At 68.0% G+C, this 20,217-nt stretch carries 23 protein-coding genes and 1 pseudogene; 13 read left to right on the top strand and 11 right to left on the bottom strand.

Going from position 1 to position 20,217, the window contains the following annotated elements; all coding sequences use genetic code 11:
• Positions 1-265 precede the first annotated feature (265 nt).
• From dnaB to OH809_RS21320, 3 genes are all read left to right on the top strand, one after another.
• Complete coding sequence (dnaB, locus tag OH809_RS21330; RefSeq protein WP_327249482.1) at positions 266-1,726, top strand: replicative DNA helicase; 1,461 nt, start codon at positions 266-268, stop codon at positions 1,724-1,726.
• A 470-nt stretch (positions 1,727-2,196) separates the two neighbouring features.
• Positions 2,197-2,583, top strand: coding sequence for a TnsA endonuclease N-terminal domain-containing protein (locus tag OH809_RS21325; RefSeq protein ID WP_406516268.1), 387 nt, complete (start codon positions 2,197-2,199; stop codon positions 2,581-2,583).
• 186 nt (positions 2,584-2,769) lie between these two features.
• Positions 2,770-2,946: a hypothetical protein gene (locus OH809_RS21320; RefSeq protein WP_406425484.1), complete on the top strand. Its 177-nt coding sequence runs from the start codon at positions 2,770-2,772 to the stop codon at positions 2,944-2,946.
• On the opposite strand, the pseudogene OH809_RS21315 reads toward OH809_RS21320, so the two are convergent.
• A pseudogene (locus OH809_RS21315) lies at positions 2,883-3,098 on the bottom strand (nucleotide disphospho-sugar-binding domain-containing protein); the annotation flags it as partial. The gene OH809_RS21320 and the pseudogene OH809_RS21315 sit on opposite strands and share 64 nt — an antisense overlap.
• A 320-nt stretch (positions 3,099-3,418) precedes the next feature.
• Here OH809_RS21315 and OH809_RS21310 point away from each other — a divergent pair.
• Positions 3,419-4,015 (top strand): dihydrofolate reductase family protein, encoded by a 597-nt coding sequence (locus OH809_RS21310; RefSeq protein ID WP_406420929.1) that lies wholly within the window; start codon positions 3,419-3,421, stop codon positions 4,013-4,015.
• A gap of 179 nt (positions 4,016-4,194) precedes the next feature.
• Here OH809_RS21310 and OH809_RS21305 read toward each other — a convergent pair whose 3' ends face one another.
• A complete protein-coding gene (locus OH809_RS21305; protein WP_406420930.1) occupies positions 4,195-4,344 on the bottom strand; it encodes a hypothetical protein in 150 nt (49 codons plus the stop codon).
• A gap of 238 nt (positions 4,345-4,582) precedes the next feature.
• Here OH809_RS21305 and OH809_RS21300 point away from each other — a divergent pair, with 238 nt between their 5' ends.
• Complete coding sequence (locus OH809_RS21300; RefSeq protein WP_406420931.1) at positions 4,583-5,464, top strand: GNAT family N-acetyltransferase; 882 nt, start codon at positions 4,583-4,585, stop codon at positions 5,462-5,464.
• A gap of 78 nt (positions 5,465-5,542) precedes the next feature.
• Here the strand turns inward: OH809_RS21300 and OH809_RS21295 are convergent, their stop codons facing one another.
• Positions 5,543-6,148 carry a TetR/AcrR family transcriptional regulator gene (locus OH809_RS21295; protein WP_406420932.1) on the bottom strand — a complete coding sequence of 202 codons (606 nt, stop codon included), beginning with the start codon at positions 6,146-6,148 and terminating at the stop codon, positions 5,543-5,545.
• A gap of 122 nt (positions 6,149-6,270) precedes the next feature.
• Here OH809_RS21295 and OH809_RS21290 point away from each other — a divergent pair, with 122 nt between their 5' ends.
• Positions 6,271-6,855, top strand: coding sequence for a dihydrofolate reductase family protein (locus OH809_RS21290; protein ID WP_406420933.1), 585 nt, complete (start codon positions 6,271-6,273; stop codon positions 6,853-6,855).
• 64 nt (positions 6,856-6,919) lie between these two features.
• Entirely contained in the window at positions 6,920-8,302 is a 1,383-nt protein-coding gene (locus OH809_RS21285; RefSeq protein WP_406420934.1) for a serine hydrolase domain-containing protein, read from the top strand.
• 53 nt (positions 8,303-8,355) lie between these two features.
• Here OH809_RS21285 and OH809_RS21280 read toward each other — a convergent pair whose 3' ends face one another.
• The 3 genes from OH809_RS21280 to OH809_RS21270 are packed head-to-tail and all read right to left on the bottom strand — an operon-like array spanning position 8,356 to position 10,505.
• A complete protein-coding gene (locus OH809_RS21280) occupies positions 8,356-9,519 on the bottom strand; it encodes a winged helix DNA-binding domain-containing protein (protein WP_406420935.1) in 1,164 nt (387 codons plus the stop codon).
• A gap of 46 nt (positions 9,520-9,565) precedes the next feature.
• On the bottom strand, positions 9,566-10,018 hold the full coding sequence (locus OH809_RS21275) for a GNAT family N-acetyltransferase (protein ID WP_406420936.1): 453 nt from the start codon (positions 10,016-10,018) through the stop codon (positions 9,566-9,568).
• 28 nt (positions 10,019-10,046) lie between these two features.
• Positions 10,047-10,505, bottom strand: a complete 459-nt coding sequence (locus OH809_RS21270) for a MarR family transcriptional regulator (protein WP_366693264.1) — start codon at positions 10,503-10,505, stop codon at positions 10,047-10,049.
• 138 nt (positions 10,506-10,643) lie between these two features.
• Here OH809_RS21270 and OH809_RS21265 point away from each other — a divergent pair, with 138 nt between their 5' ends.
• Together OH809_RS21265 and OH809_RS21260 are read left to right on the top strand one after the other, a co-directional pair.
• Entirely contained in the window at positions 10,644-11,855 is a 1,212-nt protein-coding gene (locus tag OH809_RS21265; RefSeq protein ID WP_406420937.1) for an MFS transporter, read from the top strand.
• Between the two features lie 64 nt (positions 11,856-11,919).
• Positions 11,920-12,348, top strand: coding sequence for a heme-binding protein (locus OH809_RS21260; RefSeq protein ID WP_406420938.1), 429 nt, complete (start codon positions 11,920-11,922; stop codon positions 12,346-12,348).
• 323 nt (positions 12,349-12,671) lie between these two features.
• On the opposite strand, the gene OH809_RS21255 is transcribed toward OH809_RS21260, so the two are convergent.
• Positions 12,672-13,562 (bottom strand): GNAT family N-acetyltransferase, encoded by an 891-nt coding sequence (locus OH809_RS21255; protein WP_406420939.1) that lies wholly within the window; start codon positions 13,560-13,562, stop codon positions 12,672-12,674.
• A gap of 426 nt (positions 13,563-13,988) precedes the next feature.
• Here OH809_RS21255 and OH809_RS21250 point away from each other — a divergent pair, with 426 nt between their 5' ends.
• Positions 13,989-15,140, top strand: coding sequence for a globin domain-containing protein (locus OH809_RS21250; protein WP_406420940.1), 1,152 nt, complete (start codon positions 13,989-13,991; stop codon positions 15,138-15,140).
• A gap of 44 nt (positions 15,141-15,184) precedes the next feature.
• Here the strand turns inward: OH809_RS21250 and OH809_RS21245 are convergent, their stop codons facing one another.
• The 4 genes from OH809_RS21245 to OH809_RS21230 form a co-directional block, all read right to left on the bottom strand.
• Positions 15,185-15,664, bottom strand: coding sequence for an NUDIX domain-containing protein (locus OH809_RS21245; RefSeq protein WP_037702185.1), 480 nt, complete (start codon positions 15,662-15,664; stop codon positions 15,185-15,187).
• 53 nt (positions 15,665-15,717) lie between these two features.
• Positions 15,718-16,614, bottom strand: a complete 897-nt coding sequence (locus OH809_RS21240) for a LysR family transcriptional regulator (RefSeq protein WP_406420941.1) — start codon at positions 16,612-16,614, stop codon at positions 15,718-15,720.
• A gap of 273 nt (positions 16,615-16,887) precedes the next feature.
• Entirely contained in the window at positions 16,888-18,012 is a 1,125-nt protein-coding gene (locus OH809_RS21235; protein WP_406515443.1) for a cystathionine gamma-lyase, read from the bottom strand.
• A gap of 39 nt (positions 18,013-18,051) precedes the next feature.
• Positions 18,052-18,429, bottom strand: coding sequence for a phage holin family protein (locus tag OH809_RS21230; RefSeq protein ID WP_406420943.1), 378 nt, complete (start codon positions 18,427-18,429; stop codon positions 18,052-18,054).
• Positions 18,430-18,497: 68 nt separating this feature from the next.
• Between OH809_RS21230 and OH809_RS21225 the strand changes: the two genes are divergently transcribed.
• From OH809_RS21225 to OH809_RS21215, 3 genes are all read left to right on the top strand, one after another.
• Positions 18,498-18,815 carry a cupin domain-containing protein gene (locus tag OH809_RS21225; RefSeq protein WP_037702197.1) on the top strand — a complete coding sequence of 106 codons (318 nt, stop codon included), beginning with the start codon at positions 18,498-18,500 and terminating at the stop codon, positions 18,813-18,815.
• A 128-nt stretch (positions 18,816-18,943) separates the two neighbouring features.
• Positions 18,944-19,156: a DUF5326 family protein gene (locus OH809_RS21220; protein WP_345512737.1), complete on the top strand. Its 213-nt coding sequence runs from the start codon at positions 18,944-18,946 to the stop codon at positions 19,154-19,156.
• Positions 19,157-19,402: 246 nt separating this feature from the next.
• Positions 19,403-20,173 carry an IclR family transcriptional regulator gene (locus tag OH809_RS21215; RefSeq protein ID WP_406420944.1) on the top strand — a complete coding sequence of 257 codons (771 nt, stop codon included), beginning with the start codon at positions 19,403-19,405 and terminating at the stop codon, positions 20,171-20,173.
• The last annotated feature ends 44 nt before the right edge of the window (positions 20,174-20,217 follow it).

Raw genomic sequence — 20,217 nt, 5'->3', positions numbered from 1 at the left:
CGTGCACAGGTTCTGCGGAGTTCTCCACAGCATCTGGTCCGCCGTCCACATGCCCTGTGGATAACCAGATTGGCTGACGGTGCAGCGAGGCCTACCGTGGACCGGCGCCCACACCCCGTTTCAGCCCTGGAATCCCGCAGAACTCGACGTGCCGGAACCGGAGTCGAGCGTCTTGTTTGTCGGTGCTGTGCCGTAAGAAAGAGTGGCACGGCGAAGGTCCGCGGAGCGGACGGGAGGAGGTGGCACGGTGAGCATTCCCGAGCCTTTGGACGACCCCTGGGCCGACACCGGTCCCAGTGACCGTCTGCCCGTTACCCGCCAGCGTCGCGGCGAAGGCCGGGACCGCGGTGAGCAGCACGACCGCGGCAGGGAGAGCGGCGGCTGGGACGGCGGCTCGCCCGGATTCGAGCGCGTGCCCCCTCAGGACCTCGACGCCGAGCAGTCGGTCCTCGGCGGCATGCTCCTCTCCAAGGACGCCATTGCCGATGTCGTGGAGATCATCAAGGGGCACGACTTCTACCGCCCCGCCCACGAGACCGTCTTCCAGGCGATCCTCGACCTCTATGCCAAGGGCGAGCCCGCCGACCCGATCACGGTCGCGGCCGAGCTGGTCAAGCGCGGCGCGATCACCAAGGTGGGCGGCGCCCCCTATCTGCACACCCTCGTCCAGTCCGTGCCGACCGCGGCCAACGCCTCGTACTACGCGGAGATCGTCCACGAGCGGGCGGTCCTGCGACGGCTTGTCGAGGCAGGCACGAAGATCACGCAGATGGGATATGCGGCCGACGGTGACGTCGACGAGATCGTCAACTCGGCGCAGGCCGAGATCTACGCCGTCACGGAGCAGCGCACCAGCGAGGACTATCTACCGCTGGGCGACATCATGGAGGGCGCGCTCGACGAGATCGAGGCGATCGGTTCGCGCTCCGGCGAGATGACCGGCGTACCGACCGGCTTCACCGACTTCGACGCCCTGACCAACGGCCTGCACCCGGGCCAGATGATCGTCATTGCGGCGCGTCCGGCCATGGGTAAGTCCACGCTGGCCCTGGACTTCGCGCGGGCCGCATCGATCAAGAACAACCTCCCGAGCGTGATCTTCTCCCTCGAAATGGGCCGCAACGAAATTGCGATGCGGCTGTTGTCCGCCGAGGCGCGGGTTGCTCTGCACCACATGCGTTCCGGCACGATGACCGACGAGGACTGGACGCGGCTGGCCCGCCGGATGCCGGACGTCTCGGCCGCGCCGCTCTACATCGACGATTCGCCGAACCTGTCGATGATGGAGATCCGGGCGAAGTGCCGTCGGCTGAAACAGCGGAACGACATCAAGCTGGTGATCATCGACTATCTGCAGCTGATGCAGTCCGGTGGCTCGAAGCGTGCCGAGAGCCGCCAGCAGGAGGTCTCGGACATGTCCCGAAACCTCAAGTTGCTGGCCAAGGAGCTGGAGCTCCCGGTCATCGCGCTGTCCCAACTGAACCGTGGTCCGGAGCAGCGTACGGACAAGAAGCCGATGGTCTCCGACCTTCGTGAATCCGGCTCCATCGAGCAGGACGCCGACATGGTGATCCTGCTGCACCGCGAGGACGCGTACGAGAAGGAGTCCCCACGGGCGGGCGAGGCAGACCTGATGGTGGCCAAGCACCGTAACGGCCCGACGGCGACGATCACTGTGGCATTCCAGGGCCACTACTCACGCTTCGTGGACATGGCGCAGACCTAGAGGCTGTCCTGTGGGATCCCGAATCCGTGTCGGAATCCGCGCCGCGATGTCGGAGCCGTGTCGGATCCGACACGTTAACGGGATTCGTGCCCTCCGGCTCGCAAGTTGCACTCTTTGTGTACCGGACAACCCCGGTCGTCATCAATGCGTACGGCCGGGGCATGCCAGCAGCGTTCGGCGGCTGATCAGGCAGCCCTGAGGAACGCGGGGGCGGAGGCTGGTGGGCAAAGAAGATCTGGCTGTGTCGGTACAGCTGAGTGTCCGGCGGGCTGACGAGTTCGTGGTGGAGGACCTGGAGTGGGCTTCCGCGCCGCCCGATTTGCTGCGATACACGCAGCCATGGCGGACGTTTCGCTGGTACAAGGGCCAGAAGCATTACTCCGGAACGTACTGGTCAGCGGCGGTTCGCGATCACGTGATCTATGAGTTGAGGCTGGAGCTGGGGCGGCTCCCTTTTCGCGGACTTCGCCCTGGAGGTCCGGCACGTTGTTGCTCAGCCCTTCCTGCTCAAGGCTGGGGTTCAGGACAAACTGCGGCGACACATCCCGGACTGTCTGCTGCTGGCTGATGACGGGCCGGTGGTCGTGGACGTCAAACCGCGACACCGGCTGGAGCAGCCGAAAATCTCGTTCACGTTCGCATGGACACGGGAGGTGGTCGAATCCCGCGGCTGGCAGTACGAAGTCTGGAGCGAGCCGGACCCCATGCGCTGGAGAACGTCCGCTTCCCCGCCGGCTATCGCCGGGACTGGTTGTTCGACCAAGCTCTCCTTGAGAGCCTGCGGGCCCTGGGGCCAGACGGAAGATCGCTGGGGGAAGCCTTGCGGCTGCTGTCTGAATATTCCCGGCGGCTGGTGAAGTCGGCGGTGCTGAACCTGTTGTGGTCCGGACACGTGACCACGGATCTGGACCAGCTGCTCAGTGCCGGACACGTGCTGCAGAAGGCCGCGCGAACGGGGCGGGAGCGCGACTGGGTGTCGGCACGTGTTTCCGGCTCGATGGGGAGACGGTCGAGTTCGTGGAGTTCGCAAGCCTGGCGAGCACATGGAGGTCATCCTCAAGGACGCACGCGACCGGCTGGTGCGGATGTCGGTTCGGGAACTGCTGACCTCGGAGCGAGCTGAGGTGATCCCTGCTGGCACAGGGGTGGCCGCCGATGACGGGGAGCCGGCCGCCGTGGTGCTGGCCCGGCTGACCAAGGAATGGGGTACCACCACCTGAGGCGCGCCGGCCCGGGTGGCCGTCGTCGTGGTGCCCGCGCCGCTGTGGTGCACGACGGCGGCCACCCGGCCGAACAGTGCCTGCTGGTTGACCTCGCTGACGGCGAAGCAGTCGTCCTGGCCGTCCATCAGGGCCAGCTCGGCCCAGCCGCGCCCGCGGAATTCGTCGGAAGACGACACGTGCCACGGGATTACGGCACCGACACGATGCTGGAACGGCCCGTGGAACCACAGGTCACAGAATCTGACGCTGATTCGGTCAGGGCGGAACCTGCAGTCCCAAGGGTCGCCGACTTCACGGCACAGTCGCAGCCTCGTGGGCATCACGGTGGCACGTGTGACGCCGCCGCGAGACTCGCCGGCACATCCCCTGTCCCCCGCGGCGAATGCGGGATCCACTGGGAGCGATGATTTTGGAGCGGCCCCGGAGTCTCTCCTGCAGTTGACCCGGATGAGGAAGAGGAGCGAGTCCCGTGCGCATCGTGATCAGTGAGTTCATGAGCTTGGACGGCGTCGTGCAGGCGCCGGGCGGACCCGACGAGGACACCGACGGTGGCTTTGCCCACGGCGGCTGGTCGCACCCCTTCTTCGATCCGGAGGTGGTGGGCGGTGCCTTCGACGACGCGCTGACCAAGGCCGAGGTGCTGTTGTTCGGGCGCCGCACGTGGCAGTCGATGGCCGCGGCGTGGCCCGAGCGAGCCGGTGACCCGTTCGCCGACCGGATGAACGCCATCCCGAAGTACGTCCTGTCCGACGTACTGGGCGACGCCGAGCTGACGTGGGACAACACCACGCGCATCCCCGGCGACAAGGCCGTTGCCCGCATCCGTGAGCTGCACGAGGCCGACGGCGGCGACCTGCTGGTCATGGGGAGCCCCACGCTTGCGCGCACCCTCCTGCGCGAGGGCCTGGTCGACGAGCTCCGGCTGATGATCATGCCGGTGATCCTCGGCGGCGGAAAGACGATCTTCCCCGGCGACGGCGCGCTGCGCCCGCTGGAGCTGGTCTCCACGGTCACCAGCGGCACGGGGGTACACGTCTGCACCTACCGGCCGGTTGCCGAGGGGTAGGTCGGGCGGCGGGGCGCCGGGGCCGCGCGCCGGGCCGGCCCCAGTGGCCGTACGGTTCCGGCGCTGGCCGGTTCGCCTCGTTCGACCCGTCCGTCGACGCCACGGTCATCCGCCGGTTGCGCCGCTGCCGGCGCCGAGGTCCTGTTCGGAGCGCACGGTCGGCCCGGTGGTGCGCAGCGTCATGGCGGCCAATTCCCGGCCGGCTCCTGGTCGAAGCGCTCCAGGGCCGCCGGTCGGTGCCCGAGCGCGACGGGGCGGGGAGCCTTCTCGACCTCGCGGGACGCCTTCCAGGGAGCGAGCCCGCTTCGGTCGGTGCGACCGACAGCCACGCGGTCAATCGTTCTTTGTCCGCCCGCGCCGCACCCGTGCCGACCGGACGTGCCACGGCGGGTTCGGCAGCCGATAAACGCCGTTGTTGCGGACCCCGGCGATGGATACGGTTGCTGGGTCGTTCCGCGCGCGGAGCGACGTCATCGACAGGAGGTGTGCAGCACATGCGCAGGAGCCGTCAGCACCCGAACCCGTGCACTGCCATGCCACCAGCCGCTTCCTCATGACGGAGACATCTTGTCGATTCGCATCACCCCGCTGACCGACCCCGACCGCGGCCCGGCCGGCCACCGCCTGGCGTGGCTCGCATCCGGTCTCGCCGGAGCTCCGACCGGATCAGCCTTTCTGCGTCTTTTCACGACCACGGGTCAGGATCACCTGGCCGAGCTCGAACTCGCTGTCCATCCGGCCGAGAGGCGGAACGGCATCGGCTCACAGCTGCTGGAAGCGGCTGTGGCCACTGCTCGAGCCGAGGGCCGGAGCTGCGTCACCGCTCAGGTGGACGCGGGATCACCCGGTGACCGGTTCCTTTCGGCACGGGGCTTTCGCAAGGTCCTGACCCTGACCTTCGCCCGGCTCGCGTTGGCGCGGGCGGACCTCGCCGCTCTCACCGAGATCATCCGGAAGCCGCATCCCGGCTACCGGCTGGCGTCATGGGCCGGAACCGTCCCCGATGAGCTCGCCGAGACTTTCGCGTTCTCGCGGCGGGCCATGGACGACATGCCGATGGACGACACCGATTACGGCACGGTGAGCTGGGACGTGGACCGGGTCCGGGCAGTGGCACAGGTCATCGAGAAGCGCGGCGACCTTCTGTACGCGGTCGCCGCCATCGACGTGTCGAACGGCACGATCGCCGGTTTCACCGAACTGGTCGTCCCCGGCGCAGGCATGGGCGACGGCCAGCACTACGGCACCGGTGTCCTGCCCGAGCACCGCGGACATGGCCTCGGCCGATGGATGAAGGCCGAGGCGATCCGGCAGGCCGTCGAGTACCACCCGGATCTCGGAGGTCTGCTGACAGACACGGCCGACAGCAACCGGCCCATGCGCGCGATCAACGATGCGTTCGGGTATCTGCCGACCCATAAATCGCTTCTGTACCAGCTCGATCTGTAGACGCGATGCCGCAGGGCCGGGGTTGCGCTGTCGCCCGGGCAGGGCTGCCCCGGCCATGTGTTGCCATCCTCGAGCGGGTCACCCCGCAGGGATGATGCGGGTGACGACCGTCTCCACAAGCCGGTCCAGGACGGCATCGGTGTGGGGAGCGTCGACGGTCTCGCTCCCGGTGAGCACGTAGGGCAGGGTGAAGTGCTCCAGCAGCAGGCCCGTCATGGCGAGATACAGCACGAGGAAGGCGTCGGCATCGCCCGGCAACCCCGCTTCCCGGTGGAAGCGGGCGCTCTCGTCCAGATTGGCGCGGAAGGTCCGGTTGAGCCGGTCACGGAGGGCGGGGCGCCGGGTGGCCTCCAGGCGCAGTTCCAGCATGGCGAGGTAGCCAGTGCGATCGGCGGCCATGCGCTGCACCAGCCATCGCATCAGTTCGGTGACCAGCTGGCGCGAGGGAGCCGGACGCATCGCCTCCTCGACTCCGACCGGGTCCGGTGTCATCCGGTCGGTGATCCGGGCGCCGGCTTGCATGAACAGGTCGTCCCGGTTGGCGAAGTAGTTGGACGCTGTCCCGACCGGTACGCCCGCCCGTGTGTCGACCGCGCGGAAGGTGAGCCCTCGCGCACCCTCGTGCGCCAGCACCTCGATGGCGGCATCGATGAGCGCCGTTCTGCGCTCCGGGTTCCTGACCATCTGTGTGTCTCCTCTTCCTTCGGTCCCTCTGCGGAAAGGGGCTTGCGCAACCACTACATGTGAAGCACTATAAATGAAGTGGTTCATATGTCCGAGCCAACGCCACATTGAACGGGGATCCTGTGCGAAAGCTGACCTACTTCATTGCCTGCTCCATCGACGGCTTCATCGGTGACCCGAGCGGCGATGCGTCGTCCATGCACCGGTTCGTGGACGAGGAGTTCCTCGACTACCTCAAGTCCCAGTATCCGGAGACGGTTTCGACCGCAGGCCGCCGGCAGCTGGGGTTTCACGGCGTCAGGAATCAGAAGTTCGACACCGTGATCCAGGGAAGGGCCAGCTACCAACTGGCCCTGGACATCAACATCGCCAGCCCGTATGCCCAACTGCGCGAGTTCGTGGCATCCCGGACCATGAAGGAGTCGCCGGACCCGAATGTCGAACTCATCTCCGCCGACGTAGTCGGCAGGGTGCGGGAACTCAAGGCGGAGGAGAGCGGCCTCGGGATCTGGCTCTGCGGTGGCTCACAGCTCGCGGGGGAGCTGCTCGACGAGATCGACGAGCTCGTGATCAAGACGTATCCGCTGGTCTACGGCTCGGGTATGCCGATGTTCGGATCGGATTTTGCGGCCACGGAGTTCATGTTGGATTCGGTGGCCGCCTTCGACAGCGGAGTACTGGTCAGGACGTACAGCCGCAAGCGCTGACCCCCAGGCCCGCGGGCTTCGAAATCGGGTCGCCGCCGACTCGATGTGCCGGTACTTGTTGACCATGACCTATTCCTCAGAAGAGTTGCTTTCCGGTACGCAGCGGGCGCTGCTGCACCGCATCGCCTCCGCACAGGTCGAAGGCCGTACCCCCTCGCTCGTCGCTGCGGTGCAGCGCCAGGGCCGGATTGTCTGGAACGGATCGCGCAGTTGCGTCGACGGTCACGCCCCCGACTCCGATACGCAGTTCAGGATCGGTTCCCTGACCAAGACCTTTACAGCCGTGCTGGTCCTGCGGCTGCGTGACGAGGGTCTGCTCGATCTCGACGACCCGCTGGAAAAGCACCTGCCAGGGACAGGCGTCGGCGGGGTCACCGTCCTCCAACTACTGGGCCACAGTGCGGGGCTGAGCGCCGAGTCACCCGCACCCTGGTGGGAGCGGACGCCGGGAACTCTGCGCCCCGAGCTCGCCGATGTCCTCGGCGAGCAGACGCAGATGCATCCTCCCGGCCGTCGTCACCATTACTCGAACCCCGGCTACTCAGTGCTCGGAGCGCTGATAGAGGCGGTGCGCGGCGCATCGTGGGCGGAGGTGCTGCAGCGCGAGATCCTGGAACCGTTGGGCATGCGTCGTACGAGCACCCAGCCACAGGCGGCGCACGCGGGTGGCTGGGCCGTCCACCCGTGGGCCGACGTCATGCTTCCCGAACCGGCGGAGGACCTAGGTCTCATGGCACCGGCCGGGCAGCTCTGGTCGACCACCGCCGACCTCCTCCGGTTCGCAGCCTTCCTCGTCGAGGGGGATGACCGTGTGCTCGGCGCCGCCTCGGTGAAGGAGATGCGTGCTCCGTCGGCGCCCTCCGCGTCCGGTCCCGGGGAGGGCGCTTACGGTCTCGGCCTGCAGGTCGTCCAACAGAGCGGCCGCACCCTGCTCGGGCACACCGGCTCGCTGCCGGGATTCCTGGCCACGCTCTGGTTCAGCATCGAGGACGATGTGGCCGCCGTGGTGCTCACCAATGCCACATCTGGGCCGCTCGCCGCTACGATCGCTGCGGACCTCGTGGAGATCGTCGCCGAGGCCGAGCCGCGCATCCCTGAGCCCTGGCGCCCGCTGCCCGAGGCCGACCCGGAACTCCTCGCGCTGACCGGACTCTGGTACTGGGGCGCGCGCCCGAATGTCCTGCGCCTGACTGCAGACCGAGGGCTGGAACTGGGGCCGCTGCGTGGCGACGGCCGCGGTGCCCGCTTCGTCGCGCAGCCGGACGGCACCTGGACCGGCCTCGACGGTTATTACGCGGGGGAGACGCTCCGTGTCGTCCGAGACGTCGACGGAAGCGTGAGCCACCTCGACCTGGGGTCGTTCGTCTTCACACGTGAGCCGTACGATCCCGCGTCGGCCGTTCCCGGTGGGGTCGACGCGGAGGGCTGGCGGGGCCTCGGCGCCTGAGCGTCACGGCGTCCGGCGTCACGTTTCACGTGAAACCTGACGCCGGAGCCCGCTCATGCCGTCAACTCCCTTTCCAGCGGCGTGCGGAAGCGTGGAGTGATCCGCGTTTCCCCCACCCACTCCGACAGCCGGGACGCCTCCGCCTCGATCGAGGTGGAGGCATCCCGGCCGATGTCGGACAGCAGGCGCCAGGCCGGCTCGCCATCGGCGAGCTGGGCCCAGCCACCCACGATCTCGCCGTTCCACCACACCGTCGGGCCGATGTTGCCGGCCCGGTCGAAGAGTGCCGCCCGGTGCTCGGCCAGAAGATGGAAACCGCGATCGGCCCAGCCCATCGCGCTCGGGTCGAGGGCGGGAAGCAGTGCCGCCCACGGCTCCAGGGACGGTTCGGGCTCCGTGTCCCCCGGGGAGACCCAGCCCGTCACGCCGCTGTCGAGCCGCACCTCCTCGGCTCCGATGGCTGCCAGCGCACTGCGCACCTGGCCGAGGCCCCAGCCCGTCCACCACTTCAGATCGGCCTCGGTCGCAGGGCCGTACGAGCGGAGATAGCGCAGGGCCAGCTCCGCCTGTGCCTCTGCGGGCTCCCGGGTGGGCCATGGCTCGGCTGCCGTCCAGCGGAACTGGCTGGAGGTCCAGGAGCCGCGCGGCCGGTTCCGGCGGATCAGGCCTTCGGCTGCCAGCACCCGCAGAACACGGGTGGCGACTCCCTGAACCGTCTCCTGCTTCTTGCCGGGGAAGATCGTTATCTTCGTACGCAGCGCCGGTACGGCGGCGGACAGTTCGCTGCCGGTGGCGGAGCCGCGCGCTGTGAGGGCGGCCAGGGTCGCCTTTTCCGTCTCGATGAGCCAGCTCTCGTCCAGTCCGTTCCCGTCGTCCTGCAGGTGCTTGAGGAAGGTTCGGCGCTCCTTGGCGGCCACCGCCCGGGCGTTCGACGCGTCGACATACGGGGCGAGCCCGCTCGACACCGTGAAGAGAGTGTTGCGCATGGACAGCAGCCGGACCAGAGAGACGTCCTCGTAGAGAGCCCGCTCCACCGCGTCCACGCCGGCCTCGGCGAGCCGGGCGCAGGTGGAAAGAAAGACAGTGGCCGCGTCGGTGGCGTGCAGGGCAACGACCGCGTCGGCCACGGAGACCGCGGATGCGGCCCGCACGGGGGGCGCAAGGAGGTGACGTCGGCTGAGTCTGATCCGGCGCTGTGTGTCGCTGATGGCGTGCACCGAGCGCTCCTTCGGTCCGTCGGATCCTGTGGATTCCGAGCTGCGGTCACAGAGCGAGCTTGAAACCTACGTGACTGGCGGTGAAGCCGAGCCGCTCGTAGAAGCGATGGGCATCGTTCCGGGTCGCATCGGACGTCAGCTGGACCAACTGGCAGTTCTGGCGCCGGGATTCGTCCACGGCCCACTGGATCAGCCGGGTGCCGAGGCCGCTGCCGCGCTCATCGGCATGGACGCGAACGCCCTCGATGATGGATCGGGTCGAGCCGCGCCGGGAGAGCCCGGGGACCACCGTCAGCTGCAGGGTCCCGACAACACCGCCTTCGCGGACGGCGACGACCAGGTGCTGGTTCGGGTCATCGGCGAGTCGTTGGAACGCGGCGTGGTAGGGGGCGAGATCGTCCGGCGACTCGCGCTGCGCGCCCAGCGGATCGTCCGCGAGCATGGCCACGACGGCCGGGATGTCGGTGGGGGCCGCGGGGCGTATTTTCAGATCGCTCATGATCGGCAGACTACGCAGTTCAGGTGGCCTACGCGGGGACCTTCAGCTCTTCGACCGCCGTGACGAGCGGGGCCAGCTCGGGGTTCCTGGCCGCCTCGTCGAGGGCGGCGCGCAGAGCTGCGTCGTTGGTCGGCCGGGCCTGGGCGAGCAGTGTGAGGCCGGCATCGGTGACATTGGTGTAGATGCCGCGGCGGTCGGTGTCGCAGAGATACCGGGTCAGCAGCCCGCGGTCTTCGAGGCGGCTGACAAGACGGGTGGTGGCGCTCTGGCTGAGCACGACCGCGTCGGCGACCTGCTTCATCTGGAGATGGCCGCCCGGGCCGTTGTGCTGTCGGCTCAGGACGTCGAGCAGGGAGTACTCCCGCACGCTGAGCCCGTGCCCGGACTGCAGGGCCCGCTCGATGTGGGACTCGATCTTGCCGTGGAGCAAGGAGAGCGCGCACCAGCCCTGCGAGAGGGCGGTCAGTGCAGGGTCTGTCGCTGTCATGGTCTCTCCTCCGTGCGGAGCCGCTTGCCTCCAGGATAGAGGACGTCTGCAATAGCCCGCGTTTGCAATTAATAAGCGCCTGCAATTATTGTGGACGCTTGTAAGGCGCAGATGCAATCTCTTGAGAAGGTGAAACCCATGCCGCTCGCGCTCCTCGCCCTCGCCATTGGGGCATTCGGTATCGGAACCACCGAGTTCGTGATCATGGGGCTGCTCCCCGAGGTTGCTGCGGACTTCCAGGTCTCGATCCCCACCGCAGGATTCCTGGTCACCGGCTACGCACTCGGAGTCGTACTCGGCGCTCCACTGATGACGGTCCTTGGCACGCGGGTCACGCGCAAACGCATGCTCATGCTCCTGATGGGGCTGTTCATCGTGGGCAATGTGGTGTCCGCCGTCGCCCCCGTCTTCGGCGTGATGCTCGCCGGGCGAGTGATCGCTTCCCTCGCCCACGGTGCCTTCTTCGGCATCGGATCGGTCGTCGCGGCCGATCTGGTCGCCCCACAGAAGAAGGCCGGCGCGATCGCCATGATGTTCACCGGCCTCACCGTCGCCAACGTCGTCGGCGTACCGCTCGGCACTTACATCGGGCAGAGCGTCGGGTGGCGGACCACGTTCTTCATCGTTGCGGCCCTCGGAGTCGTCGGCCTTCTGGGTGTGGCCAGGTTGGTGCCCGAGCAGCCGAAGGCCGAAGGCGTGCGGCTCCGCCATGAGCTGGCCGCGTTCCGCAATGTGCAGGTGCTGCTCGCCATGGCGATGACCGTCCTGGGCTTCGGTGGAGTCTTCGCCGCGATCACCTACATCACGCCGATGATGACCGAGATCGCCGGCTACTCCGCGTCCTCCGTCACCTGGCTACTGGTCCTCTTCGGGCTCGGCATGGTCGGGGGTAATCTGCTCGGCGGCAAGTTCGCCGACCGCCACCTGATGCCGATGCTGTACGTGTCGCTGGGCGCCCTGTCCGTGATCCTTGCAGTCTTCACGCTGACCGCCCACAACAAGATCGCGGCAGCCGTCACCATCGTGCTGATCGGTGGCCTGGGCTTCGCGACCGTACCGCCGCTGCAGAAGCGGGTTCTCGACCAGGCGGCGGGGGCCCCGACCCTCGCCTCCGCCGTCAACATCGGAGCCTTCAACCTCGGCAACGCGCTGTCGGCATGGCTCGGCGGCCTCGTCATTGCCGCCGGTCTCGGTTACACCGCACCCAACTGGGTCGGCGCCGCACTGGCTGCTTCCGCTCTGGTCCTCGCCGTCCTCTCCAGTGCCCTGGAGCGCCGGACGGTCACCCGCAGCCGCCTTGTCGCCGGACGCGTTCCCGAGCTGGTCGAGGCATCCGCCGCCCGGCACTGACACCCCCACAACGCGCGCTCACCACAGGGCGCGCACTCTCCACCGCACCAAGGAGCCATCCCTCATGAGCACCACCCTCCCCACGGCCGTTGCCCCGCTGACCATTCAGGACGCGGAATTGCTGGTCGCCGCAGCCCACACCGCCGCCGAAGCCGCCGGTGTCACCGCCGCTGTGACGGTCCTCGATGCGGGCGGCCACCTGCTGGCCTTCCGCCGCGACGACCGGGCTGTACTCATCGCGGGCGAGACCAGCACCCGCAAGGCGTACACGGCCCTTCAGCTCGGCGCCCCGACCACCGACCTTGTCGACGCGGTCCAGCCGGGCGGGCTCTTCCACACCCTGCCGACCGCCCTCGACCGGCCGCTGCTCTTCATCGCCGGCGGTGTTCCGGTTTTCCGCGACGGTCGGCTGATCGGAGCCGTCGGCGTGGGCGGTGGCGCGCCCGAGCAGGACCACGGCTTCGCCACGGCCGCCGTGACGGTTCTCGGCTGACTCGCGAACCGCTGCGAAGGCAGCGGAAATCCATTGATGTCCGTTCCCATGTGCCAGGAGAATCCCGGCACATGGGAACGGACATCTACGGTTTCATTGAGTGCCGGGCCAGTTGGTACGAGAAGGTGAGCCCTGGTCGGCCGCAGTCGATCTCGATCTGCTCTACATGGGCCGGAGTTACGAGGCGTTCGGCTGCCTCTCCGGCGTGCGCAACCGTGCCGGCTTTCGATCGCTCGCGGCCGGCCGCGGGCTGCCGGAGGGTGTCTGCGACCGCGTCCGCCAGGGGTTCGGGAACATGGCGGCACCGTTCAGCCCGGTCCGCGTCAGCCCGTCGCCACGGTCAATGGTGCGAAGCGACGGGTCCAGTCGCCCGGCAGGCCCGAAGACCGGTAGGCCATCACCGTGGTTCCGGAGCCGGCCGGCTGCAGACCGCACTCCTTGAGCCGGTCCAACAGTTGTTCATGGCGTGCGTCGATGTCCGTGCGCAGGGGACGGTCCGTCGCCTGCGCGAGGGAGTCGACGAGCGCCAGCGCCGTGACGGCGTCCCGGGCGATCAGCGGACCGACCACATGGACACCGTCGCTCGGCCACAGCGCCGCGTAGCCGACAAGCCCGTCCTTGTCCTCCGCGACCCGGAGGTGATCTGCGAAGGCCGGCAGCCGGGCAAGGAGATGCGTCCGGTCCGCACCGAACACCTCCGCGTCCAGCCGGAGTATGGCACGCAGATCCTCGGCCGTCGCCGGACGGACGGCCATGGTGGACGCTGCGGGAGTGCCGTCACCCGACGCGCCGGGCGGCCGGAAGCGACCACTGATCCGCTCGGCCCGGCCCACCCCTTCGAAACCGAGCTCTTCGTACAGCGGCCGCCCGGCCGACGTCGCGTACAGGCTGAGTGACGTCTCCCCCGCCGTTTCGATCACCTGGTGCATCAGGCGCCGGGCGATCCCCTGGCGCGCGTACCGCTCGGCGACGAGGAGCATGCCGATGGCGGCGAGGCCCTGGCCGTATGAGGTCATCACACAGGTGGCCATCAGGCCGTTGCCCTCGGGATCATCGATGCCGTAGCCCGTCCCCGCGGAGAGGAGCAGGGCCCAGCGGTGCTCGTCACGCGGCCAGCCGCGGTCCTCGCAGAGATTGGCGCAGGGGACCAGGTCTCCCCGGGTGAGGCGCCGGATGGGCGTATCGGCGTGCGGGTGGGGCAGTGGGCTGGGCATGAGGGCCAGGCTGTCCGACGCAGTGATCGTTCGTCCACTGCTTTGCCGGATCCGGCCGAGACGCATATGCGCCGACCGCGCCGATAGTGCCCGCGCGGCCAGAGAGCCGAGCCCGCGGTGAGGGATCGGCAGCGAGCTGCACGCGTGCGCAGTTTCACGTGAAACACGCAGCTGAGCGACGGTCGGAGGTGATCCGGCGCTGGTGCGTGTTGCCCGCATCGTCCTCGGGTTCCCGGCCTGGCCATGGGGCAAAAGAGCGTAACGGGAGAACTGGTTCGGATACCCGGACTTCCTGTTATTTGTCCGACCTGCAGGTGCCGCAGGCATGCTGGGGCGAGGGACCGCAGGCGGTGCGTGCGGTGTCGGCACGCTCATGCGACCAGAAGATGCTCGAGGCGAGGCACAATTATGGACGCTCCGGCCACCATGTCGACCGGCGACGGAACTCTGAGATCTCCCGACGCGACCCTGATCCACCGCACCCTGGCAGAGCTCACTCCTGTCGCGGATCAGGCCACCTCGTACTTCTATGCCCTGCTCTTCGTGCGCCACCCCGATCTGCGGGCCATGTTTCCGGTCGCGATGGACACCCAGCGCGACCGTCTCCTCCGGGCGATCCACACGGCTGCCAGCCGGATGGACGACCCCGATGCGCTGACCGAGTACCTCGGGGGACTGGCCCGCGGGCACCGTGAATACGGCGCTCTGCCCGCGCACTATCCCGCATTCGGCGAGGCTCTCCTCGGCGCACTGAGCCGCTACGCCACCACATGGGACGTGGAGACCGAAGCGGCCTGGATCCGTGCCTACACCGCGATTTCGCAGATCATGATCGACGCGGCTGCCGAGGACGAGGAACGGGCTCCCGCCTGGTGGCTGGCGGAGGTTGTCTCCCACGACCTCAGAACGCCCGACACGGCAGTCCTCACGGTCCGTCCCGACCAGGCGTATCCCTTCCTCGCGGGCCAGTACGCCGCCATGGAAACCCCATGGTGGCCACGGATCCGGCGGCACTACTCCTTCGCCTCGGCCCCTCGACCCGACGGTCTGCTCACTTTCCATATCAAGGCGGTCCCGGCGGGCTGGGTCTCCAACGCTCTGGTGCGCCGGGCCCGCCCCGGCGACGTGCTGCGTCTCGGCCCGCCCACCGGCTCGATGACCGTCGACCACACCACCCACAACGGTCTGCTCTGCCTGGGCGGCGGCACGGGTATCGCGCCTATCAAGGCACTGGTCGAGGATGTCGCCGAGCACGGCGACCGGCGCCCCGTGGAGGTCTTCTACGGCGCACGCAGCGACCACGACCTGTACGACATCGACACGATGCTGCGGCTCCAGAAGACTTTTCCCTGGCTCGCCGTGCGGCCTGTGGTCTCCAGCGGTACGGGGAGCGGGCTGAAAGGCCTGCTGCCCGACGTGGTGCGCGAGGGCGGTCCGTGGCCCGAGTACGACGCCTATCTCGCGGGGCCGCCGGGGATGATCCGCAGCGTCGTGGACGTCCTCAGAGGGATCGGTATGCCGCCCGAGCGCATCCGGCATGACTCCGTCGAGGAACTGGCGCCCCTGGGCCCGGGCTGACCACGACGGCCCATCCCATCGGCATGGGGCCTCCGGGCTCGGGATCAGCCCAGGTCCGGCGCGTGCATCGCCCGGACGCCCTCGATGTTGCCGTCCAGGTAGTGCCGCAGCGACAGCGGCACGAGATGGACGGCGGCGATCCCGATCCGGCTGAACGGCACCCGTACGACGTCGTACTCGCCGCACGGATCGTCGATCTCGGGGCCGTGCCGCCGGGACAGGTCCATCGAGTCCAGCCGGCAGACGAAGAAGTGCTGGACCTTGACGCCCTTCACCCCACCACCCTCGATGTGTTCCACGGTGTCGACGAAGCAGGGGACCACATCGGTGATCTTGGCGCCGAGTTCTTCGTCCACCTCGCGGTGGAGTGCGTCGACGACGGTTGCGTCCTCGGGCTCGACCCCGCCGCCCGGCGTGAGCCAGTACGGATCCACCCCCGGCTTGGTGCGCTTGATGAGGATAAGGTCGTTGCCGTCGAGCAGGATGGCGCGTGCGGTGCGCTTGACCACAGGACGTTCGGTCATGGCAAGAGAGTGGCCCACAGAACCCTTTCTGAAACACGCGCTCTGCCGTCGGGTCACCAATCGACGGCAGCACGCACCAGCCACTCGTGCGCCCGCGCGATATGCGGCAGCGCGAGTGTGCCGGTCCGCGCAGCCAGGAAGTAGGTGCGCAGTGGCGGCACGGGCGGGTCCAGGAGGGCCACCACCTCGCCGCGCTCCAGTGCCCCCTCGCACAGGTAGCGCGGTAGTACAGCGAGTCCGGCGCCCGCCGCGGTGCACTCCAGGACCGCGCGCAGATCCGGCGCGATGACGGTGCCCGCTGCGGCCGGCCGGCCGTCGAAGACGGCGGCCCAGTAGCGGGAGACGAGCGGAAGGCTCTCATGCACCTCCACCACCGGCAGCTGCTGAAGCGCCACGGGACCCTTGTGCCGCAGCGCTCCGGGATCGAGGCGCGCCGCCCAGCGCGGGGCGGCGACCAGCACATGTTCTTCGTCGCAGAGCGGAGTCGCGGTGAGCAGACCACCGCGCGGCCGGGCCGTCGCAATGGCCAGATCATGATGTCCGGCGGCGAGCCCCTCCAGCGCCTCCTCGGAATTGGCGAGGAACGTGCTGCGCAGGGCGAGGCCCTGGGAGATGAGCGGGGTGAGCGCGGGCAGGGCCCGCAACGAGGTGAATTCCGGCGGACCGGCCAGATGCAGCGTCCGTACCACCGACTCCTCGTCGAGCCCCGTCTCGGCGATCTCGACCAGTGCGTCCAGATGGGGAGCCGCCCGGTGCGCGAGCTCGTCGCCCATGGTGGTCGGGGTGACGCCGCGGGCCCTGCGCAGGAAGAGCGGACGGCCCAGCTGCCGTTCCAGCGTGCGTATCTGCGAGGTGACCGCGGGCTGGGAGAGACCGAGCAACGCGGCGGCCCGGGTGAAGGAACCGGCCCGGTGCACCGTGACGAATGTGCGCAGCAGGGCCAGGTCCATGTCCGGTTCCCTCCCGCCCTTTCGACGTGTCCACCCGAACAATCATAAATATGTCGATAGGTCGCTGTCGCTACTGTGATTGGACTCTGACGCAGAGTCAATTAACCTTGTCCAGGCGGTTCTTCGCGTGTGGAACCGGGACGGTCCGAGCCACGAGGGGGGAGGCTCGGACCGTCCGTACCGCTGGTTCTCCTCTGTTCTGATCTCCTGACCCGGCGTCTGGTGCCCCTCCCGGCAAGCTTTGCCCCGTCGCAAACATTGCCGGTCACGGCACTAGCCCATCGCCTCGTCCAGGGCCCGCTCCACGTCGGCGATCAGGTCGTCCGCGTCCTCGGCCCCGACCGAGAATCGGATGAAACCCTCCGGTACGGCGTCGCCGCCCCAGCGCGCCCGCCGTTCGGCGGTGGAGCGCACGCCGCCGAAGCTGGTGGCGTCGTCGACCAGCCGCAGCCCGGCAAGGAAGCGCTCCGCGATCTCGCGGTCGGGCAGCACGAACGACACCACGGAGCCGAAGCGTCGCATCTGCCGCGCGGCGACCGGGTACGAGGGGTCGGTGGGCAGCCCGGGATACCGCAGCCCGGTCACCTCCTGCCGTTTGCCCAGCGCCTCGGTGAGAGCCAGCGCGGTCGCGCACTGCCGGTCGATGCGCAGCTCCAGCGTGGCCAGCGAACGGTGCGCGAGCCAGGCCTCCATCGGGCCGGGGATCGCCCCGACCACCTTGCGCCAACGCCGTACACCCGCCGCCAGCTCCGGATCCCGGCACGTCACATGGCCGAGCAGGATGTCGCCGTGCCCGGTCATGCCCTTGGTGTCACTGGCCACGGAGAAGTCGGCGCCCAATTCCAGAGGGCGCTGGCCGAGCGGAGTGGCGAGCGTGTTGTCCACGGCCACCAGAGCGCCGGCCGCGTGCGCGGTGTCGATGGCCCGCCGCAGGTCGCAGACGTCGAGTCCCGGATTGGACGGCGTCTCGATCCACAGCAGCCGGGCCCCTTCCAGGACCGTAAGCTGTCCGTCGCCCCCGGTCGGCGCGGTCCGCACCTCGACCCCGTACGCCTCCAGCTGCTCACGCGCCAGAGGCAGCGCCTGATAGCCGTCGTCGGGCAGGACGACCGTGTCACCGGTACGCGCCTGCGACAGCAGCACCGCCGATATCGCCGCCATTCCGGAGGCGAACACCGTGGTCTCGACGGCCTCTCCCGGCGCTTCGAGCTCGCCGATGGCCCGTTCCAGATGAGTCCAGGTCGGGTTGGTGTCCCGTCCGTAGGTGTACGGACCGGTCGGCTTGCCGGAGAGATGGAAGTGCGCGGCGAAGACCGGACCGGGCAGGGTGGGTTCGTACTGCTCCGGTTCGGGAAGGCCTGCTCGTACCGCCCGGGTGCCGTCGCCTATGGTGCTCATGTTGTTCTCTCTGTTCTCTCTGGTCTGTGCGGCGTCGGATCAGTCCTCGTCGGGCAGGACCACGTTCAGTGCCCAGGACACGATCGAGATGATGAGACCGCCGAGCACGGCGGTCCAGAAGCCGTCGACATGGAAGCTGAGATTGAACTGGCCCGCCAGCCAGGAGGTCAGCATCAGCATCAGCGCGTTCACCACGAGGGTGATCAGCCCCAGCGTGAGGATGAACAGCGGCAGGGTGAGCACCTTCACTATTGGCTTGACCACGAAGTTCACCAGCCCGAAGAGCAGGGCGACCAGGATCAGGGTGAGCGCCTTGCGACCGGTGCTGCCGCCCGACAGGGTGATGTCGTCCAGCAGCCAGATGGCCACGGCCAGCGCACCCGCGTTGGCGATCGTCTTGACTACAAAATTCTTCATGTGTCTGATCGTGGCAGACATGATCGGTGGCGGACACCGGCTGAACAGCAGCAAGGAGCGGACGGGCCATGAAGGCATTCAGGCTGGACGAACTGGAGGCGGAACGTGCCGCCAACGACGGCGCGTATCTGCAGTTCCTGCGGGAGCGGAACATGTCAGTCGGCCTGTACGCGCTGGACGCCGGCGAACTCGACCCGCAGCAGCCGCACCAGCAGGACGAGGTCTATTTCATCGTCAGCGGTCGTGCCTCGATCACCGTGGGCATGGAGACCACGCAGGTGGGCCGGGGAAGCGTGGTGTACGTACCGGCCGGGGTGGCCCACAAGTTCCACCACATCACCGAGGATCTGCGGGTCATGGTGGTCTTCTCTCCACCCGAGAGCTGAGCCTGGCTCTCAGGGATCCCTCGGGGTTCGATCAGGGGAGATCAGGGGCTCCGGAGCCCTCGCTGGCGGCCCCCGCGCCTCTAGCATCGAGTCAAGGTACTCACAGGAATGAGGTAGGGACGATGGCTGTGCGGGAGATATTCGCGGGGATGCCCTGGTGGGTGAAGTGGGTCGCGGTGCCCGTCATCGCGATCGTGGTGTTCGGCGGTCTGATCGCCAGCGTGATCGGGTTCGTGATCGGTCTGCTCTTCAAAGTCCTGGTGTTCGTCATCCTGGTCGGTGGCCTCGTTTTCGTCGTACGGAAGTTCATGTCCTCCTCGTCCTCGCGCGGCGACTGGTAGGGGCGGGCGGACACCAGTCGGGCAATTAGCCCAGCTGAGCTAAGCACAGGGCGAAACGACGCCCCTTGCTTACACGGCCGATACAGTGGCAGTCCGCTGCCGATGCCTGGGAAGTAACTGTTCGTTACCGCTGTGCCCAGTGGTTTGTGCATACGTCCGGCCTCCGGACCTCAGGTTCGCGGCAGGACCGTGGGGGCGGCCCCCACGGACGGGCCGACCGCCCGTCGCCATGCCTGGGGGTGACTTTTGACCACGGCATCGAGCACCGCTGTTCCGACGTTGATCGGTTCGGTTCAGCGGGCGTTGAGGCTGTTGGAGGCTGTGGGCGCCCATCGGGACGGGGCGCCCGCGAAGCAGCTCGCACGGGAAGCAGGACTTCCTCTTCCTACTGCCTATCACCTGCTGCGCACCCTCACCCATGAGGGCTACCTGCGCCGCGCGAACGGTGTTTTCCTCTTCGGCACTGCCGCCGAGAGGCTCGTCGACGACGGCTGTCTGCAGAATCGTCGCAGCAGAATGCCGCAGTCGCCGGCCCGCTGGCGCGACATCATCGGTGCGCCGGTCTACTGCGCCGTCTACCGCGAGGGTGAGATCGAACTCATCGCGGTCGCCGACACCCCCGCGGCGCCCGCGGTGGACGAGTGGGCCTCGTTCCGGGAGACCGGGCATGCCCATGCGCTCGGTCAGTGTCTGCTCAGCCAGCTCGACGAGAAGGCCCGTGAGGACCATCTGGACCGTCACCCTGTGCGGCCTCTCACCCGCTATTCGGTGCGGGACCGACCGGCGCTTCTTGAGCGTTTGAGGTCGTTGGAGCGAGTGGAACCTGTCATCGAGCGACAGGAGTACGCCCTGGGGACGGTCTGCGCGGCCATCCCGATCACGGCCGGATTCACTGCAGCCGCCATGGCGATTTCCATGCCTCTCGACCAGGAAGATCGATTGCTCCCCGCAGTCGAACGACTACGTGGCGAAGTGGCAAGCCTCTTGCGTTCGTTCGTGTTCTCTATCAGTATCTGAAAAATCACTCCTTGTGATCTGCTATCGCGTGCACCACGATGGCG

It is taken from the genome of Streptomyces sp. NBC_00873, from assembly GCF_045207415.1.
GTDB lineage: Bacteria > Actinomycetota > Actinomycetes > Streptomycetales > Streptomycetaceae > Streptomyces.
This window is presented reverse-complemented; position numbering and strand designations above follow the sequence as displayed.

What these genes read in the sequence shown, in the direction of transcription:
- OH809_RS21245 (WP_037702185.1), bottom strand. Translation starts at nt 15,664, where the DNA reads ATGACCGAACGTCCTGTGGTCAAGCGCACCGCACGCGCCATCCTGCTC.
- OH809_RS21260 (WP_406420938.1), top strand. Translation starts at nt 11,920, where the DNA reads ATGAGCACCACCCTCCCCACGGCCGTTGCCCCGCTGACCATTCAGGAC.
- OH809_RS21295 (WP_406420932.1), bottom strand. Translation starts at nt 6,148, where the DNA reads ATGGTCAGGAACCCGGAGCGCAGAACGGCGCTCATCGATGCCGCCATC.
- OH809_RS21285 (WP_406420934.1), top strand. Translation starts at nt 6,920, where the DNA reads ATGACCTATTCCTCAGAAGAGTTGCTTTCCGGTACGCAGCGGGCGCTG.
- OH809_RS21270 (WP_366693264.1), bottom strand. Translation starts at nt 10,505, where the DNA reads ATGACAGCGACAGACCCTGCACTGACCGCCCTCTCGCAGGGCTGGTGC.
- OH809_RS21265 (WP_406420937.1), top strand. Translation starts at nt 10,644, where the DNA reads ATGCCGCTCGCGCTCCTCGCCCTCGCCATTGGGGCATTCGGTATCGGA.
- OH809_RS21275 (WP_406420936.1), bottom strand. Translation starts at nt 10,018, where the DNA reads ATGAGCGATCTGAAAATACGCCCCGCGGCCCCCACCGACATCCCGGCC.
- OH809_RS21250 (WP_406420940.1), top strand. Translation starts at nt 13,989, where the DNA reads ATGTCGACCGGCGACGGAACTCTGAGATCTCCCGACGCGACCCTGATC.
- OH809_RS21235 (WP_406515443.1), bottom strand. Translation starts at nt 18,012, where the DNA reads ATGAGCACCATAGGCGACGGCACCCGGGCGGTACGAGCAGGCCTTCCC.
- OH809_RS21255 (WP_406420939.1), bottom strand. Translation starts at nt 13,562, where the DNA reads ATGCCCAGCCCACTGCCCCACCCGCACGCCGATACGCCCATCCGGCGC.
- OH809_RS21225 (WP_037702197.1), top strand. Translation starts at nt 18,498, where the DNA reads ATGAAGGCATTCAGGCTGGACGAACTGGAGGCGGAACGTGCCGCCAAC.
- OH809_RS21230 (WP_406420943.1), bottom strand. Translation starts at nt 18,429, where the DNA reads ATGAAGAATTTTGTAGTCAAGACGATCGCCAACGCGGGTGCGCTGGCC.
- OH809_RS21320 (WP_406425484.1), top strand. Translation starts at nt 2,770, where the DNA reads ATGGAGGTCATCCTCAAGGACGCACGCGACCGGCTGGTGCGGATGTCG.
- OH809_RS21240 (WP_406420941.1), bottom strand. Translation starts at nt 16,614, where the DNA reads ATGGACCTGGCCCTGCTGCGCACATTCGTCACGGTGCACCGGGCCGGT.